Annotated in this window: 14 protein-coding genes; 3 read left to right on the top strand and 11 right to left on the bottom strand. The window is 66.5% G+C overall.

Annotated features, from left to right (window positions below):
* The first annotated feature begins 20 nt into the window (after nucleotides 1-20).
* Nucleotides 21-374: a thiol-disulfide oxidoreductase DCC family protein gene (locus GRI99_RS10090; protein WP_160772015.1), complete on the top strand. Its 354-nt coding sequence runs from the start codon at nucleotides 21-23 to the stop codon at nucleotides 372-374.
* Here the strand turns inward: GRI99_RS10090 and GRI99_RS10095 are convergent.
* The 5 genes from GRI99_RS10095 to GRI99_RS10115 all read right to left on the bottom strand — a co-directional run bounded on the left by GRI99_RS10095 (nucleotide 371) and on the right by GRI99_RS10115 (nucleotide 5,491).
* Nucleotides 371-1,570 carry an esterase gene (locus GRI99_RS10095; RefSeq protein ID WP_160771917.1) on the bottom strand — a complete coding sequence of 400 codons (1,200 nt, stop codon included), beginning with the start codon at nucleotides 1,568-1,570 and terminating at the stop codon, nucleotides 371-373. The genes GRI99_RS10090 and GRI99_RS10095 overlap by 4 nt on opposite strands.
* A gap of 77 nt (nucleotides 1,571-1,647) precedes the next feature.
* Nucleotides 1,648-2,046 carry a hypothetical protein gene (locus tag GRI99_RS10100; protein ID WP_160771918.1) on the bottom strand — a complete coding sequence of 133 codons (399 nt, stop codon included), beginning with the start codon at nucleotides 2,044-2,046 and terminating at the stop codon, nucleotides 1,648-1,650.
* Between the two features lie 175 nt (nucleotides 2,047-2,221).
* Nucleotides 2,222-2,650, bottom strand: coding sequence for a DUF6152 family protein (locus tag GRI99_RS10105; RefSeq protein ID WP_160771919.1), 429 nt, complete (start codon nucleotides 2,648-2,650; stop codon nucleotides 2,222-2,224).
* Nucleotides 2,651-2,714: 64 nt separating this feature from the next.
* Nucleotides 2,715-3,557, bottom strand: a complete 843-nt coding sequence (locus GRI99_RS10110) for a hypothetical protein (RefSeq protein ID WP_160771920.1) — start codon at nucleotides 3,555-3,557, stop codon at nucleotides 2,715-2,717.
* Nucleotides 3,558-3,580: 23 nt separating this feature from the next.
* A complete protein-coding gene (locus GRI99_RS10115; RefSeq protein WP_160771921.1) occupies nucleotides 3,581-5,491 on the bottom strand; it encodes an outer membrane protein assembly factor BamB family protein in 1,911 nt (636 codons plus the stop codon).
* Between the two features lie 360 nt (nucleotides 5,492-5,851).
* On the opposite strand from GRI99_RS10115, the gene GRI99_RS10120 reads away from it, so the two are divergent.
* Together GRI99_RS10120 and GRI99_RS10125 are read left to right on the top strand one after the other, a co-directional pair.
* On the top strand, nucleotides 5,852-6,388 hold the full coding sequence (locus tag GRI99_RS10120; RefSeq protein ID WP_160771922.1) for a DUF6644 family protein: 537 nt from the start codon (nucleotides 5,852-5,854) through the stop codon (nucleotides 6,386-6,388).
* A gap of 15 nt (nucleotides 6,389-6,403) precedes the next feature.
* Nucleotides 6,404-6,913 carry a DUF6644 family protein gene (locus GRI99_RS10125; protein WP_160771923.1) on the top strand — a complete coding sequence of 170 codons (510 nt, stop codon included), beginning with the start codon at nucleotides 6,404-6,406 and terminating at the stop codon, nucleotides 6,911-6,913.
* Between the two features lie 80 nt (nucleotides 6,914-6,993).
* Here the strand turns inward: GRI99_RS10125 and GRI99_RS10130 are convergent, their stop codons facing one another.
* The 6 genes from GRI99_RS10130 to GRI99_RS10155 all read right to left on the bottom strand — a co-directional run bounded on the left by GRI99_RS10130 (nucleotide 6,994) and on the right by GRI99_RS10155 (nucleotide 16,237).
* Nucleotides 6,994-9,081: an outer membrane protein assembly factor BamB family protein gene (locus GRI99_RS10130; protein ID WP_337192903.1), complete on the bottom strand. Its 2,088-nt coding sequence runs from the start codon at nucleotides 9,079-9,081 to the stop codon at nucleotides 6,994-6,996.
* Between the two features lie 88 nt (nucleotides 9,082-9,169).
* Nucleotides 9,170-10,834 (bottom strand): carboxylesterase/lipase family protein, encoded by a 1,665-nt coding sequence (locus tag GRI99_RS10135; RefSeq protein WP_160771925.1) that lies wholly within the window; start codon nucleotides 10,832-10,834, stop codon nucleotides 9,170-9,172.
* Between the two features lie 121 nt (nucleotides 10,835-10,955).
* Nucleotides 10,956-12,065 (bottom strand): hypothetical protein, encoded by a 1,110-nt coding sequence (locus GRI99_RS10140; protein ID WP_160771926.1) that lies wholly within the window; start codon nucleotides 12,063-12,065, stop codon nucleotides 10,956-10,958.
* Nucleotides 12,066-12,123: 58 nt separating this feature from the next.
* Entirely contained in the window at nucleotides 12,124-13,230 is a 1,107-nt protein-coding gene (locus tag GRI99_RS10145) for a hypothetical protein (RefSeq protein WP_160771927.1), read from the bottom strand.
* A complete protein-coding gene (locus GRI99_RS10150; RefSeq protein WP_160771928.1) occupies nucleotides 13,227-14,261 on the bottom strand; it encodes a hypothetical protein in 1,035 nt (344 codons plus the stop codon). Before GRI99_RS10150 ends, GRI99_RS10145 begins: the two co-directional genes overlap by 4 nt.
* A complete protein-coding gene (locus tag GRI99_RS10155) occupies nucleotides 14,261-16,237 on the bottom strand; it encodes an outer membrane protein assembly factor BamB family protein (RefSeq protein WP_160771929.1) in 1,977 nt (658 codons plus the stop codon). The genes GRI99_RS10150 and GRI99_RS10155 overlap by 1 nt, the downstream gene beginning before the upstream one ends.
* Between the last annotated feature and the right edge of the window lie 140 nt (nucleotides 16,238-16,377).

Genomic DNA, 16,377 nt, shown 5'->3' on the forward strand with positions numbered 1-16,377 from the left:
ACCTCCAGGAGGAAGCCGCCATGCCGCAGGGCCGGGTGACAGTCTGGCACGATAGCCAGTGCCCGCTGTGCCGCCGCGAGATCGCCCTGCTGCGGCGGCTGGACCGGCGCGGTTCCATTTCCTTTGTCGACCTGCACGGGGCCGAGGGGCAGTCATGCCCCGTTTCCCGGCAGGAGGCCCTGGCCCGTTTTCACGCGCTGGAGGATGGACGCCTGCTCAGCGGCGCGGCGGCCTTTGCGGCGATGTGGCGGGCCATTCCGCTGCTGCGCCCGCTGGGGCTGCTCGCCCGCAACCGCCGGGTGCTGGCCCTGCTTGAGGCGATGTACCTGCGCTTCCTGACCGTACGGCCCCGCTTGCAGCGCTGGCTGCGTTAGTCGCCCCAGTTCAGCCGCGGCACGAAGTCCGCCAGGTAGCGCCGCCAGTTGATCCAGGTGTGGCCGCCGTCGGTCTCGTTATAGTGATAGGCAATGCCATAGCGGTCGAGCATCTCGCGCGTGGGGGCCACGGTGCCATAAAGGAAATCGTCCTTGCCCATCGCGTAATAGACCAGGTCCAGTTCCTGTGCGGAACGGCGCAGGGCAGCATCGTTGGCGGCGACATAGTCCGGTACGTCGCCGGGCTGCATGCCCAGGCCCATCGAGAAGATCCCCAGGCGGCTGAACACATCGGGCCGGGTCAGGCCGAAGCGGATGGTGTGCGCGCCGCCCATGCTGAGGCCCGCCATGGCCCGGTGGTCGGCATCGGCAATGGTGCGGAACTGGCCGTCAATCTGCGGGATCAGCGCCTGATGCAGATCTGCACCGAAATCGCCATTGGCCAGCAGGCCTGCCAGCGGCGCATCGGCGCGCTGCGGGGTATGGCCAAAGGGCATGACCACGATCATTGGCTGCGCGCGTCCGGCAGCGATCAGGTTGTCGATGATCGTGTTGGCGTGGCCCACTTGCGTCCAGCTATCCGCCGAATCGCCGGCACCATGCACCAGGTAGAGCACCGGGTAGCGATCGGTGCCGTTCATGTAGCCGGGCGGGGTATAGACATAGGCCCCGCGCCGCACGCCCAGCGGCTCGCTCCAGTAATCCACGCGGGTCACGGTGCCGTGCGGCACATCGGCATGCCAGGCCTGGAAGGCACCGGCCTCGCCCGGCAGGTCCACCGTTGAATTGACGCCCACCCGCTCGCGGCTGAAGGTGGTCGCCATCGGATCAGGCACTTTCACACCATCGATCTGGAAGTTGTAGCGATAGTTGTCCGCCGGAACGGGCAGCGCGGTGGTCGCACTCCACAGGCCGGTGGCGTCCTTTGTCATGGCAAGACCCCGCTCGGTCCCCGGGGCAAAGCCCGCCGGAACCCACGGATCCAGGTCGTTGCTGGTCACCCGCACGTCGTCCGCTTCGGGCGCGCAGAGGCGGAATGTAACGCGTCCGTCGGGCAGTTGTTCGACCGAGGTGTATTCGGGAATCGCAAAGGCTGCCTGCGGCAGGCACGACGGGGCGGGGGTGTCCTGGGCATAGGCGGGGGCGGCAGAAGCCAGCAGCAGGCTGGTGCCCAGGGCAGCGCGGGTCACGATCATGTCTTTCCTCTCCAGGGGGTTGGCGCCGGTATTGCCCGCGCGCGACCTGCTGGCAAGGATCGAGCGACGAACCGGGCTCAGCGGCGACGTGTCAAGATTTCGCGCCCGCGGTCGCTGGTGCCGGTGTTGTAGATGGCCCATTCGCCGATCCACCGGTCGCCCTCGCGGCGATAGCTGACTACGCCGAACCAGCCTTCCTCCAGGTTGGCGTAGGAGCCGTGAAGCTGCTGGGTGCGCTCGTCATAGAGGGCCACGGCGGAGAAGCGCTGGTTGCGGCCGACCACCCAGTCGATGGTGCACACGTCGGCCCCGCGTTCCGCAATGGTCACGCGCGCCTGGTAGCTGGGTTCGCCATCGGCCGGTCCGCCGGGATTCCAGCCGACCGCTTCGTACTGGCCAACCGGGCAGGCTGCCAGTGCCGGGGTGGCGACGGCCAGGCCGAGGGCAGCGGCCAGAGTGCGGATGGCGGTATGCATGTGTAGTCAATTTCCCAAAGATGACGCCCCCGGGGACTGGCCGATTGCCACTCGGTCCGCAAGCGACGCCGATCGTTATCTCGATGACATTCGCTGTCAGGCCCACCAACGAAAACGGGGGCTCCCGAAGGAACCCCCGCTTCGTCTCGCTCGCCCGGAGGCGACGATGATCGGATTAGTTGCCCTGCGCGCGGCGGGCGGCAGCGGCCACGGCTTCCGTGGTCGGGTTGCCGAGCGACAGCTCGCGACCGTTCGGGAAGCGGATTTCGGCAGCCGAGGCGCGGGTGTCACCGTCGCGGGCCTGGAAGGCGTCCACGATGATGTCGGTCCCAGCCGGCAGCGAGTTCCTGTTCCAGCCACGGCGCAGCAGGGCCGAGGGGGCACCGCCTTCCACGCGCCAGCGCTCGACACGGCCGTTGCGGCGCACGTCGATGTGGATCCACGAGTGCGGGTTGACCCACTCGAACATCACCACCTTGCCTTCCAGTCGGATCGGGCGGTTGCGGTCAAACTCGGTAGCGAACGAGTGGTGGGCTGCCGCCCCCACCGCCGTCACCGCGAGCACGGCGCCGATCGCGGCAGCGCTGAGCTTCTTCAGTTGCATGGCAGGTAACTCCTTGGTTTCACTCTTCAGTGTGTCAGGCGGGACAACCCCACACAGTGTTCTATCACTGTGCGGATTGGCCCTCGATTAAGTCGCCGTACAACAGCTGTTCAGAGAACGGCACGCACTTGAACTCAAGCAGTTGCGCGTTCGCGTCGACGTTGCGGTACAGCGGCATGCGAATGGTCCACGGGCGCGAATAGACGGTCGGATCCTCGATCGTCGCTTCGTAGTCCATGTGGTTGGGGCCACGCGGGGTGAAGCGTTCGATCACCGTGGCGTGGTTGGTCAGATAGTTGCCAGCGCGGTCCAGCCAGGTCACGCCTTCTTCCATCTCGCCGCCCGGCAGCTTTACCAGGCCCGGGCCCAGCGCGAGGGTGGTGACAACGAGGGTATCGCCTTCCCACTGGCCGTAGGAGGTGCCCATCCAGGTATCGATCGGCGGAATGCCGACCTCTTCCATGTGGATCACGCGGTTGGCCGAGGCATACTGATAGGCCACCAGGATGTCGTCATCGTTGCCCTGGATGATCTGGAACGGGTAGGGCATGTAGGTCGCCCGCGGGATGCCCGGCAGGTAGCAGGCGGCTTCCGGATCGTGGCGGATCACATTGGCGCGGTTGCGCTCCAGACGCTCGCGCGCTTCGGGCAGATAGGGGATTTCGCCCCCGTCCACCACGCCCAGGCCGGCCGGGATGGCGCCGATCGCGCCCACCAACCGGTCAGCCACCGGGTTCGGGCCGGCGCTGTGCGGCTCAAGGTTCCAGTTGGCGGTGTTCATCGCCTGCCAGATGCCGTTGATATTGGGCGCATCGCCGATGCGGTCCTGAGCCGAAGCGGCACCGCTGCCCAGCGCAATCAGCGCCGCTGCCGCCACTGCCGTCGTAAAACGCTTAATCCCCTGCATAACCTCTCCTGTATGCAAAAACTTCACTGATCCAACGAATACACCATGATAACGCCGCTGGCGTTGATGGCGACATATTGTTTGCCGTCCTTGCCCCGATAGGTCATCGGGTTGGCATTGGCGTTGCCGTTCAGCGCGGTTTCCCACAACTGCTCGCCGGTGGCCGCGTCGAAGGCGCGGAAACGGCGGTCATTGGTGGCCCCCACGAAGACCAGGCCCCCGGCCGTGACAGTAGGACCGGCGCTGCCGGAGTTGCCCCAGGCACGCGGGCCTTCCGGCGTATCGAAGGTGCCCAGCGGCACGGCCCACAGGATCTCGCCGGTGTTGGCGTTGACCGCGGTCAGCCTGCTCCACGGCGGCTTGTAGCACGGCGCGGTTACGCCCACCGGGCGGTTGTTGGCGTCGTACTCGCCCGACAGCGGGGCGCTGAAGCTGAAGAACGGACCCTTGCCGTCCACGCTGGCCCGGTCATACGCGGGGGAACTGGTGGCATCGAAGCTGTAGGGACGGTCACCCTCCACGCGTTCAACCCAACCGACCAGGCTGGTGTCCTGCGCGTTGACATAGACGATGCCGGTGGTGGGATCGGCCGCCGGGCCGCCCCAGTTGACCCCGCCCGTGCCGCCGGGAAGTTGGATGGTCGATTGCGCCGGAGCGCCCGCCGCGCGGAAATTGAACGGGGTGTAGATCCCGAAGTTCAGGTAGCCGCCGGCGCGATCCCACATGGCGTGGCAGGCCGCAGAGTGCGCCGCGTTGGTGTCTTCGGCCGAGACGATGTCGGCATAGGTCATGCTGACCCGGCTGAGCGGCGGGGTGGCCTGCGGGATCGGCTGGGTGGGGCTGTACCATTCACCCGGCACGTTGCCCTGCGGCACGGGCTTTTCCGCCACCGGCAGGACCGGCTCGCCATCTTGCGCATCAATCAGGAAGAACAGGCTGGACTTGCCGATATTGGCCAGCGCCTGGTGCCGCCCGTCCGGCCCGCGCACCGGAATCAACGGGCCCGCATGGCTCATGTCGATGTCCCACAGGTCGTGGTGCACGGTCTGGAAGTGCCACTTGTAGGCACCGGTGCGCATGTCCACGGCCACGATGGAGTTGCCGTAGAGATTGTTGCCGGGGCGGTCGCCACCGTAATAATTGTGCGCCGGGCCGGCGATGGGCAGATAAACGGTGTTGCTGGCCGCATCCACGGTGGCCGCAAAGCCCCACATGTTGGTGCCGCCGCGCCCGGCAGAGCTGCCTGCGCCCCAGGTTTCGCTGCCCGGATGGCCGGGATCTGGCGTGGTGTCGAATTCCCACAACTTGGCTCCGGTCACCACGTCGAAGGCACGCGGGTTGCCGGCGGCCCCCTGCGGGTTCTCCAGGCTGGCCGCGCCGATCACCGCCACGTTGCCGTTGATTGTGGGCGTGCCGCCATAGGCAACGCCGACTTCAACCTCGCCATTGGTGCCGAAGCTGGTGACCGGTTCCCCGGTGGCGGCATCCAGCGCGATCAGCTTGTTGCCCCGCATGACCAGGATGCGCGGAGCCATCCCGCGCTGGCCGGGCCAGTAGCCCACGCCGCGGCTGGAAAAGCCGCCGCCGCCCATGCCTTGCGCCTGGTCGGCGGGAGGGGTCACTTCATGAACCCAGATTTCCGTGCCGGTAGCGGCGTCCAGCGCCAGCACGCGATTTTGCGCGGGCATGTACATCACCCCGTCCACCACCAGGGGAACTGCGGTGTTGAAGGCGCGCAGCGGATAGGTCCAGGCCTGCTGCAGGCTGGCCACGTTACTGCGGTTGATGTCGTTCAGCGGCGAATAGCGGGTGGCAGCCAGGTCACGGTTGATCGTCCGCCAGTCCCCGGCGGGCAAGGCATCCTGCGCCTGGCCGGCCCCGGTCATCACCGTTGCCAGCAGCGCAGCACCCGTCAACCATCGGCTTAATGCCATAACGCCTCTTCTCCCGCCTGTTCAGACCAGCTCCCGTAGCAGGTGGGCGACCCTGGGATCGCCGCTGCTCGTTGATTCTGTCCTAAAGGCGCAACCCAACTTTGACAATGGCCTGTCGCCTGTTCTAGCAGCCCTCGCACAGAGTCTGCATTTGAACTTGTCCGGCATCCGTTGCGAAATGCGCGGGGCAAAGTCGAGGGTGACTTTGTGATAAATTGTCGCGCTTGGTCGCATTTGCTCCCTGCCTCTTGGCGGGGACCTGTAGAGTCGCTAGCGCGTTTGCGCTGGATCAAGGTTGCCGGCTGTCATGTCCGCAAGGACTGTGGCGGACCGTAGAGTCAAAATCTGGGGGAGCCCACCATGTTCGATTTGCTGTTCAATATAACGGATTGGTTGAGGAACACGTTTCTCCTCGACCTCGCCTTCTGGATCACGGAGACGCCGCTGAGCCTCTTCATGGTCGAGAATTTCTGGAACGTGCCGCTGGCCCAGGTGGTGCACATCCTGGGTATCGGTGCAACCTTCGGGGCCACGCTGATGCTGTCGCTGCGGGTGCTGGGCAAGGCTGGCACGCACCAGACGCTGACCGCCCAGGCCGACCGTTATATCAGTTGGACCTGGTGGGGCCTGCTGGTGATCGTGATCAGCGGCCTGCTGATGATCACTGCCGAGCCGATCCGCAACATGGTCAACGCCGTGTTCTGGATCAAGATGGTGGCCCTGCTGCTGGTGGTGCTGCTGTCGATCGGCTTCCAGAAGAAGGTTCGCGCTGCCGGTGCTTCGGGCGCGGTGGACGGCCAGGTCACCGGCGGGATGAAGGGCAGCGCCTGGCTGATCCTCTTCCTGTGGGCTCTGATCATGCTGTGCGGTCGCTGGATCGCCTACGTGCCGGTGTAAGGGGGAGTAATCGCAATGTATCCGCAACCGACCAATATCTGGGAATCGATCGAGTACTCCTCGCTCGGTATTTCCATCGCCGAAAGCCTGTGGGCTTTCCCCATGATCGAGACCATCCACGTGATCGCGCTGGTCACCGTGCTGGGCACCCTGCTGGTCATGGACCTGCGCATGCTGGGGTGGGCCAGCACCGCAGTGCCGATCCGCAAGGTGTCGGAAGACACGCTGAAGTGGACCTGGATGGCCTTCGTCGTGGCCGCCATTACCGGCACCCTGCTGTGGATCAGCAAGACCAGCTCCTACATGATCAACCCCTACTTCTTGACGAAGATGGGCCTGATGGCAGTGGCTGGCCTGAACATGCTGTTCTTCCACTTTGTCACCTACAAGACGGTGGACCAATGGGACACGGCCGCAAGCCCGCCGACTGCGGTGAAGCTGTCGGCAGTGCTGTCGCTGGTACTGTGGATGGTGATCGTGTTCTGCGGCCGTGCCATCGGCTTCACGCTGGGGATCTACTACTGATCCCTGCGTCGTTCGCAGCCTGAAACAGGAAAGGGCCGCTTCCCCAGCCGGGAAGCGGCCCTTTTGTTTGCCTCCGGATTTTACTGTCCGCCGTCGAGCGCGAAGACGGTGACGCTGGCCGAGTTGACTTCGGGCACCGGCAGTTCGGGCGTGAAGTTGGGCAGGCCGAAAGCCAGCGGATTGCCCATGCCGGTAACCACCGCGACATACTGACGGCCGTTCACCGAGTAGGTGATGGGGGAGGCGTTGGGCACGCCGCTAAGCCCTGTGCGCCACACCTGCCGACCGGTCGCCTGGTCGAAGGCCATGAACTCCCGGTCCATTGCCCCGCTGAACAGCAGGCCGCCTGCCGTGGCCAGCATCCCGGCGTTGTACGGCGCACGGCGGCGGTGCTCCCAGCGGACGGTGCCGGTGGCCATGTCCATCGCCTGCAGGATGCCGAAGTTGCCATCGCTGTCGGCCGGAGCGGAATAGTAGATGTCCACGCCGGTCGACAGGAAGCCGCCGTCGGCGCGCGGGCGCAGCTCCATGCAGGTATCGCGATAGTTCATGAACAGCGTGTCGGTGGCATCGTCGAAGGCGCCCGGGCTCCAGTTGCGGCCGCCGCCCGCGTGCGGGCACATGAACACGGCATCACGGTCCCGCCCCGGGACCAGCGCCGGGTCCACCTGCTTTCGGCCCGTCACCGGGTCGATCGCGGTGATGAAGGTCTGGTAGCCCATGTCGGCCGTGGTGATGTAGCGCCCGGTAGCGGCGTCGAGGGTGTCGAGCAGCCCTTCCTTGCCGCCGGTCATCACCACGTGGCGGCCGTTGACCTCGCCCAGCGTGCGCTCGAACACCCAGTCCAGGTCATACTGGTCGTTAGGCATGTGCTGGAAGTACCACACCAGCTCGCCAGTGCGCGGGCGGAAAGCCAGGGTGCTGTTGGTGAACAGCCCGTCGTTGTTCTGTCCCGGCACCAAGTCGCGCAGGGCTGCCGTGTCGTAAGTCTGCGCCACGCCCCACAGGGCAAGGCCCGTCTGCGGATCGAAGCTGCCGCTGGTCCACACCGATCCGCCGCGCCGCTGGTTGTCGGGCAGGCCGTTCCACGTGTTACCGCCCGGCTCATCGGCATGGGCGACGGTGTTGAAGCTCCACAGGTGCTGGCCACTGGCGGCGTCGAAGGCGGCGATGAAGGCCCCTTCGTCGGCCTGGGTGGCGAGGCCGATCATCACCGCGCCATCGGCCACCAGCGTGCCGCCATTCAGGCGCAGGCCGCCGCGTCCCTGCGTGGGGATCGCCACGTCCCACACCGGGCGGCCAGTGCGCGCATCCAGCGCCATCACGTGCAGGTCGCTGGTGGCCAGGATCACCCTGTCATCCCAAAGCGATATGGTCTTCTTGCCCAGCGGCATGGTGCCTTCAGGCAATTGCCGGCGATAGCGCCAGATCTGCCGGCCGGTGGCGGCATCGAAGGCGAACACCTCGTCGCCGAAGGCGTGGACATACATCACCCCATCGCGCACCAGCGGCTCGGCCAGCGTGGGGCCGGCGGGCAGGGCCTGCGCCCAGGCCACGGCGAGGCGGCTGACATTCTGGGTGGTCACCTGCGCCAGCGGCGAATAGCCCTGGCCAAGCTGGCTGCGCCGCCAGGCCACCCAGTCCTCGGGCGCGGGATTGACCAGCTCGTCCTGGGTCACCGGGGTATAGCCGGCGAAAGGATCCGGTATGGTCGGGGCAGCGGGGAAGGGGTAGCGGCTGGATACGCCGGGCAGGCCCAGGCCGCTGCCTTCTTCGCCCTGGCCGCGCGGAGGCAGGGGAATCTCGGCCGTTGCCAGTGCCACATCCCCGGCAAAACCGTTCTCGGCCAGGATCAGCGCAGCCAGCGCATTATACTGCGCCGCCGACAGCCGCCCTCCGCCGCCCGGCGGCATCGAGGTGGCGATATAATTGACCAGTGCGCTGGCGGGCTGGCCGCCCCAGCGGGCAAGGAAGGCCGGGCCCTTTACACCGGTGGCGAACTGGCCACCGGTCAGGTCCGCCCCGTGGCAGGCCGCGCAATTGGCGGCGAACAGCGCCCGGCCGGTGCTGATCTGGTCGGCAAACGCCTCATCGCTCGCCTGGGCCGAAGCGCCTGCCGCGCCCAGCGCTGCAAGGGCCACGGCCGAGGCCAGCAGGCCGCGTGTCACATGTGCCAAGATTGTATCCTCCCCATTCTCTCCGGCATCCTTATGGCGCAAGCACCCGGTGCCGGAAAGAGGGGGCAGGCGGCTCGCTTCAGTTGCCGGTAGGCAGGCCCAGCGGAGTGGCCACGCGCTGGTTGAACTGCGCGGTGTAGAGCGCGTCCTGTGCCTCGGTCAGCCACGGGCCCACGCCGGAGCCATCACCGTCCAGCCGCATCACCTCGCGCCGCGACAGTTCGGTGATCGAAGGCCAGTGGGGCAGGCCGGGGCCATTGGGATTGCCGGTGGCAGCAAAATTCACCCAGTACTGCGACACCTGGCTGGCAAAGGCTTCCTCGGCCGGGTTGCCGCACATCAGCGTGACCGAAGAGCCGCCCGGGAATGTCCGCGGGGCACAAAGGTTGCCGAAGGCATAGGGGATTTCGCCCGTGTGCGCGGCACCCAGGTTGGGCTTGTCGGGATCGTACAGGGGATCGTGGGTGAAGAAATACTGGTAGGCGTTGCGGCCCAGCCGCGCCTGGCCCTCGGCGTACTGGCGCATGTGCCAGGTCATCGCATCACTGAACGGGCGCACGGCCTGGGCGGCGGCCTCGGCATCGCTGGCGGCGGGATAGGCCGCGCGGCCCAGTTCCACGTTGCTTTCACCCCAGCGCTGGGCTTCGCCCGAAGTCCAGCCTTCCAGCGTTACCGGCGGGCCGAAACCGGCGGTGAAGCTGCCTTCGTCCTCGTTCGATCCGGCGAGCACGTCCCACGGGTTCTGCCGCCCTTCGGCCACAACGCGGGTCACGTCCTCGGGAATCACGTGGCCGTCCACGATCATCCCCGCACCGCGCAGCTTCTGGTGGATTTCGGCGGCAGGCAGGGCGCGCAAAGCCGCGAGGCTGGTGGTGCCGAACTGCGTTTGCGCCGCGGTCATCACCGCCTGCTCGGCCCGTTCGCGCGTGTTCATCGGCGCAATGCCAAGGCCCATCCAGGCCCCCGACTGCGGAATCGCGCGGGTGACCAGATCGCGCGCCTCGGGTGCGCCCACCAGGCCGCCGGCAATGGCTGCGCCGGCGCTTTCGCCAAAGATCGTCACGCGGGACGGGTCGCCACCAAAGGCGCGGATGTTTTCCTGCACCCAGCGCAGTGCGGCAATGGTATCGCCGATTGCCTGGTTGCCCGATGCGCCGTGCGGGCTGGCGGCGGTCAGTTCGGGGTGGCTGAAGAAGCCCAGCGCGCCCACGCGGTAATTGATGGTCACCAGCACCACGCCCTTGGCCGCCAGCTGGTTGCCCTGGCTGAATGGCGCGGAGCCGCCACCTTCGTTGTAGGCCCCGCCATAGATCCACACCATCACCGGCAGGTTCTCGGCGCCGGTCGTCGCCGGGGTCCAGACGTTGAGATACAGGCAATCTTCCGAAATGCCGGGGCTGTCGGGCATGTCGGTGGCGGAGTTGACGGGGAACCGCTGAGGGGCGGGGTTCTGCACGCAGTTGTCACCCCACGTGTCGGCCATGCGGACACCGTCCCAGTTGACAGGCGGTCGGGGCTGTTCCCAGCGCAGGTCACCGACCGGCGGGGCGGCGAAGGGCAGGCCCTTGAACACCGTGATCCCCGGCAGATCACCTGGCACGCCGCGCACCAGGCCCTGTGCCGTGCGGACGGGGCTGCTGGCGATAGTGTCCTGCGCCTGCGCCGGGAGGTCGGTGGTGGCACAGGCTGTTGCGGTGGCCAGCAGCAGGGCGGCAAGGGCGGGCTGGCGAAGAGTGAAGGTCATCTTGTGGGCATCCCCGTGCCGACCGCGTCTGGCAGCGGTCCGGTCATGTTAAGCAATGGCAGGCGCAGGGAGAGGGGCAGCGACCGTACCGGCCAGGCCCACCCCTCCCGGTTCCCGTCGCCTATTCCACGCCGCCGCGTTCGCCCGAAAGCTGCACGCCGGCGCGGCTGGCATTGATGTAGTTGCGGATCTGCACGTTGCCTTCATGGCAGGCGTATTCGAAGAAGGCGTATTCCTCGTTGCGCGTCCAGTCGAGACGGGCGGTCCACGGGGCGGTGAACACTTCCGGATCGGTGTAGGTCACTTCGTATACGATCGAGTCCGGCCCCGTCATGGTCAGGCGCTCGACAGAGCGAGCCTGCTTGCTGGTGGGGATAGTGTTGAACGGCGGCACGCCCAGCGTGGCCATGTTCAGTGGCGAGCCGTTGCGGGCAAAGGCATCGCGGGTGGCGCTGTCACCGCTCTTGATGTTGGTGGTCTCGATCACCAGGGTGTTGCCTTCCCACCAGCCGATCGACTGGCCCATCCAGGCTTCCACCGCAGCAGGCCAGCGGCGTGCATCTGCCGCAGCCTTGTTGGCCACGATCGGGATCACGCGGGCATCGTGGATCATCTCAAGGTTGATCACCACGTAGCCCGGGCTCTGCTTGACCTGGATGCCGTTGTTGTAGCGGAAGGGGAACATGCTGGCGGGGAAGCCGCGGCTGACGCAGCGATCCCAGCTATCGAATTCGGTCACCCAGTTGAACTGGGTGTTGGGCGTCCACGAGCTGCGGCCGGCGCTGTAGAGGGCCTGGGCCTGCGGCGTCAGCGGGGGAAGCTGACCGTTGGCGGGCGAGACCACCAGGTTGGTGCGGCGGCCGGAGCTGTCCGATTCCACCCAGTGGCCCATGCCGATGGTGCCACTTTCGTCTTCGGCAGCATAGGCCTGGTCGGAGCGGTTGGCCTGTGCGGCGCGGGCGGCATATTCCTCGTCGGTCAGCCAGAAGCGGTCACCGTATTGCGCCGGGCGGTTCATCGGCAGGCTGGCAATATTGTCGATCGGCCACATGCCACGCAGGTCCGGATCGCCCCAGGCGGTGCGGCCCGGCTGATAGTCGGTCGATACCGGGGGCATCACGGTCAGGTCTTCGGGCACGGCCTGGGCGGCAACCGGAGCGCTGGCGGCGGTCAAGGCCAGGGCGGCGGCAGAAAGCGCCATCAGCGACTTGGTAATGGTGAACTTGGTCATTGCGGTTTTCTCTCCTGAAAGTCCCGGACGCAGGCCAGCGGCGCGCGCCCGCAAAAGCCTAGTCGCGCCGCCTGAGGCCACCGGCGGCAGGGTCCATCGCCGGGGGCGGGCCGGTGTTGGGATCGACCGGTTCCAGCATGCGGCCGCGGCGGTATTCGTCCTCGCGCCGCACGCGGTCGGATGTGATGTAGCCGCGCAGCTGCACGTTGCCTTCGTGGCAGGCGTATTCGAAAATCTCGTAGCTGTCGTCGCGCGTCCAGTCGACGCGCAGGGTGAACGGCGCGGTCCAGACGATGGGATCCTCGTAGGTCATCTCGTAGGTGATGGTGTTCGGCCCCACCATCGAGAAGCGCTCCACCACGCGGGCCTGTTCGCTGACCGGTGTGGTGTTGTTGATCGGCACGCCGCCGGTGCCGTTGCTGAACACCGATGCGCCGGTCTTGAGGTTGGTGGTTTCCACCTCCAGCGTGTTGTGATCGATCCAGCGGCCACGGCTGGAGCCGTACCAGCCGGTAACGGCAGCGGGCCAGTGGCCGCCTTCACCCACCGGGATCACGCGCATGCCCAGCATCTCGATCTGGATGGCCACCGTGCCGGGCGACTGGAAGATGCGGATGCCGTTGTTGTAGCGAGCCGGATACATGGCGGCGGGGAAGCCGCGCGTGATGCACCGGTCATAGGTGTCGAAATCGTCTGTCCAGTCGTAAGTCTGGCCGATGATCCAGCTCGACCGCATCAGTGCCGAGCGGCGGCGGCCCTCGTCCGTCCAGGCGGGCAGGCGGCCGTTGGCAGGCGAGACTACCATCGAGGTGCGGGTGACGCCGGCGGTGTATTCGATCCAGTGGCCAAGACCGATGGTCGCGTCCTCTTCCTCGGCCTTGTAGGCTTCCTCCAGCGTTTCCACGCGGCCCTGTTCGGCGGCAATCTCCTCCGGGGTTTTCCAGAAACGGTCACCGAAACGGTCGGGGCGGTTGACCGGCAGGTCGGCAATGTCGTTGATCGGCCAAGTGCCGCGCAGGTCCGGATCGCCCCAGGCCGTGGTGGCCGGATGATAATCGTCCGACACCGGCGGCATCGTTGTCAGGTCGGCAGGGACCTGGCTCTGCGCCAGCGCCGGTACGGCGAACAGAGCGGCGGAGCAGGCGAGTGCGGCGATCAGTTTCATTGGCTGGTTCCCCCGGCAGCCGCCGCGCGCTCGGCCCGGCTGGCATTTATGTAGTTTCGAATCTGCACGTTGCCTTCGTGGCAGGCATATTCGAAGATGCCATAATCGTCGTCGCGCTGCCACTCCAGGCGGGCAGACCACGGCTGCTGGAACACCACCGGGTCTTCCCAGGTGAATTCGTAGATGATCTGGTCAGGCCCCACCATGTGGAACCATTCGGTCATCCGGGCGGAGGCGCTGACCGGCGTCTTGTTCTCCGGCGGGGAGCCGGTGGTGCCGATGTTGGTGGCGCTGGGGCCGGGCAGGAAGTTGGTGGTGGTCACCTTTAGCGTGTTGTGATCCACCCATTCGCCCCGGCTTTCACCCAGCCACTGGCCGATCTGCGCCGGAATGCCCGGGCGGCCATCGGTATAGATCACGCGCGTTTCGTGGACCATTTCCATCTGCAGTGCGAACACGCCGGGGGCCTGGAACACGCGCATCCCGTTGTTGTACATGAAGGGGAACATGCTCGCCGGCAGACCACGCGTGATGCAACGGTCCCAACTGTCGAAATCGGCCGGGCTGTCAAACTGCTGGCCGCGCGCCCAGGTGCTGCGCATGGCGGCGGACAGGCGCTCGCCTTCCGCCGTGTAGGCCGGCAGGCGGCCATCGGCGGGAGCGGTGATCCAGCTTGTACGGCGGTTGGCGGCGGCCACTTCGGCCCAGTGGCCAATACCCATGGTGCCGTTGGTGTCCTCGTTCTGGTAACGCTGTTCCAGCGCCTCCACCGCCTCAGCGCGGGCGGCGTATTCCTCCTGCGTCAGCAGTTGCCGGTTGCCGTGTTCGGGCGCGCGTTGCAGCGGGGTCCGCCCGTTCAGGTGGTCGATAGGCCAGCCGCCGCGCAGGTCAGGCTCGCCCCATGGCGTTTGCGACGGGCGATAGTCGTCCGAAGCGGGCGGCAGCCGGGTCAGGTCTTCCTCCTGCGCCACGGCGTTGCCGCTGGCCAAGGCCAGCACCAGCGTCGCGGCGGAGAGGAGCGGGCTACGCATCAGTTCCCCCGTGCGGGATTGGGTGCCGGCAGGGCGAAGGTGATGTAGCGGCCGGGGCCCGGATCGGGCATGTCCAGACCGCCCAGGAAGTGGCCTTCGCCGCCTACGGGGATGGTCACGTACTGGCGGCCATTGACCATGTAGGTGGCGGGCACGCCTTCAGTGGCAGCATCAAGCTGGTATTCCCACAGCACGCGGCCGGTATCGGCATCGCGGGCGCGGAACATCCGGTCGCTGGCGGTGCCCACGAACAGCAGGCCCCCGGCGGTGGCGACGGGGCCGCCGCGCGGGGTCTGCGCGCCGGTATCGTTGATGCCCTGCTCCATCAGTTGCATCATCCCGCCATTGGGGATCTGATAGAGCTGCTCGCCGGTGTTCATGTCATAAGCGGTGATCGTGGAGAACGGCGGCTTCATCGCGCCCATGCCGTTCGATTGCAGCAGGAAGTTCACCGGCCAGCGATAGACCCGGTCCACATCGTCATGGTTGGGCATGGCAGCCAGCGATTCCGGCCGGTTGTCGGTGTTCAGCTTCAGCAGGATGGGCAGCTCGCGGCTGACTACGTAGAGGCGCCCGCGCACCGGATCGGCCGCCACTTCGCCCCAGTTGGCACCGCCGTTGTGGCCGGGCATCGACACCGAACCGCGCAGGGAGGGCGGGGTGAAGATGCCCTCGTTGCGCCACACCTCGGTCAGGTTGCGGCGCAGTTCGGCCTGGTCTGCCTCTGGCAGGTAGGGGTTGATGTCATCCACGGTGAAGGTCTGGCGCATGAAGGGCTGCGGCCAGGTGGGGAAGGGCTGTGTGGGGCTGGCCACCTCGCCCGGAATGTCGCTGGCGGGAACCGGCCGTTCCTCGATCGGCCACACCGGCTCGCCCGTCAGGCGTTGGAAGGCGAACACGAAGCCGTGCTTGGTCACCTGCACCACGATCGGGATGCGCTGGCCATCCTTGGTGATGGTCATCAGCTTGGGGGCCACCGGCAGGTCGAAATCCCACAGGTCATGGTGCACGATCTGGTAGTGCCACAGCCGCTGGCCGGTGTTGGCGTCCAGCGCGATCAGCGAGTTGCCGAACAGGTTGTCGCCTTCGCGGTTGCCGCCGTAGAAATCGTAACGCGGGGTGCCGGTGGGGATGAAGACGATGCCGTTCTCCACGTCCACGGTCGATTCCGACCAGTTGTGGACGCCGCCATAGCGGTGATGGTCGGGGCCGGCTTCCCAGGTGTCATAGCCGAATTCGCCTTCACGTGGGACGACGTTGAAGGTCCACTTCAACTGGCCGGTGATCACGTCATAGGCCTGGATGTTGGCCGGGGCCGAGGCATAGTCATAGGCACCCGCCGGCAGCGACATGACGATGGTGTTCTGGTAGATGCGGCCGGGGTTGTCCGTCATCATCGGGCTGGCCGGGATCACCGCATCGCGCGGCAGGGCATCGCGCAAGTCCACCCCGCCATTGGTGCCGAAGGTGCTGATCACCTGCCCGTTGGTGGCATCAATTGCCCGCAGCATGCCGTTGTTGAGCACCATGAGGCGCTGCTGGCTGCCATCGGCGCTCTGCCAGTAGTTGATGCCGCGCGCGCCAATCCGGCCTTCCAGCGCGGTAACCCAGAGCTGGCGACCAGTGGCCGGATCAAGCGCGGCGATCTGGTTGGCGCCGGTGATGACGTACATCCGTCCGCCGCCCAGCGTGGGGTTGAAGCGCGGCGGCTGACCGGGGCCGGTCTCGAACGTCCAGGCGACCTGGAGCTGGTTCACGTTGCTGCGGTTGATCTGGTCTAGCGAAGAATACTGGCTGGAATCCGCCCCGCTGCCGCTGGCATCCCAGGTGGCATAGTCCGGGGCCATCCCGGTGGCACGGGAAGGTCCGTCGGTGGCGGAAGCGGTGGTGCCGCCCGTGGTCGCGCAGGCCGCCAGCGCCACAGCAAGCGCCGTGGTTGCCGCCAGGCGCGCAGTGCGCCGTGCCGAAATGAACATGTATGCCTCCCGAACAAGTCACAGGGCGGGCAGAATCCGCCCGTCTCTCTCGGTCTGCAGCCTAGCCGCAACCGGGGCTGCTCAACAAGGCCAAACAGGTCGGTGAATTTGACTTAATCCGGTTTTTTTGTCGCCAAATG

The organism is Alteraurantiacibacter buctensis, from assembly GCF_009827655.1.
GTDB classification, from domain to species: Bacteria; Pseudomonadota; Alphaproteobacteria; order Sphingomonadales; family Sphingomonadaceae; genus Alteraurantiacibacter; species Alteraurantiacibacter buctensis.

What these genes read in the sequence shown, in the direction of transcription:
- GRI99_RS10090 (WP_160772015.1), top strand. Translation starts at nt 21, where the DNA reads ATGCCGCAGGGCCGGGTGACAGTCTGGCACGATAGCCAGTGCCCGCTG.
- GRI99_RS10095 (WP_160771917.1), bottom strand. Translation starts at nt 1,570, where the DNA reads ATGATCGTGACCCGCGCTGCCCTGGGCACCAGCCTGCTGCTGGCTTCT.
- GRI99_RS10100 (WP_160771918.1), bottom strand. Translation starts at nt 2,046, where the DNA reads ATGCATACCGCCATCCGCACTCTGGCCGCTGCCCTCGGCCTGGCCGTC.
- GRI99_RS10105 (WP_160771919.1), bottom strand. Translation starts at nt 2,650, where the DNA reads ATGCAACTGAAGAAGCTCAGCGCTGCCGCGATCGGCGCCGTGCTCGCG.
- GRI99_RS10110 (WP_160771920.1), bottom strand. Translation starts at nt 3,557, where the DNA reads ATGCAGGGGATTAAGCGTTTTACGACGGCAGTGGCGGCAGCGGCGCTG.
- GRI99_RS10115 (WP_160771921.1), bottom strand. Translation starts at nt 5,491, where the DNA reads ATGGCATTAAGCCGATGGTTGACGGGTGCTGCGCTGCTGGCAACGGTG.
- GRI99_RS10120 (WP_160771922.1), top strand. Translation starts at nt 5,852, where the DNA reads ATGTTCGATTTGCTGTTCAATATAACGGATTGGTTGAGGAACACGTTT.
- GRI99_RS10125 (WP_160771923.1), top strand. Translation starts at nt 6,404, where the DNA reads ATGTATCCGCAACCGACCAATATCTGGGAATCGATCGAGTACTCCTCG.
- GRI99_RS10135 (WP_160771925.1), bottom strand. Translation starts at nt 10,834, where the DNA reads ATGACCTTCACTCTTCGCCAGCCCGCCCTTGCCGCCCTGCTGCTGGCC.
- GRI99_RS10140 (WP_160771926.1), bottom strand. Translation starts at nt 12,065, where the DNA reads ATGACCAAGTTCACCATTACCAAGTCGCTGATGGCGCTTTCTGCCGCC.
- GRI99_RS10145 (WP_160771927.1), bottom strand. Translation starts at nt 13,230, where the DNA reads ATGAAACTGATCGCCGCACTCGCCTGCTCCGCCGCTCTGTTCGCCGTA.
- GRI99_RS10150 (WP_160771928.1), bottom strand. Translation starts at nt 14,261, where the DNA reads ATGCGTAGCCCGCTCCTCTCCGCCGCGACGCTGGTGCTGGCCTTGGCC.
- GRI99_RS10155 (WP_160771929.1), bottom strand. Translation starts at nt 16,237, where the DNA reads ATGTTCATTTCGGCACGGCGCACTGCGCGCCTGGCGGCAACCACGGCG.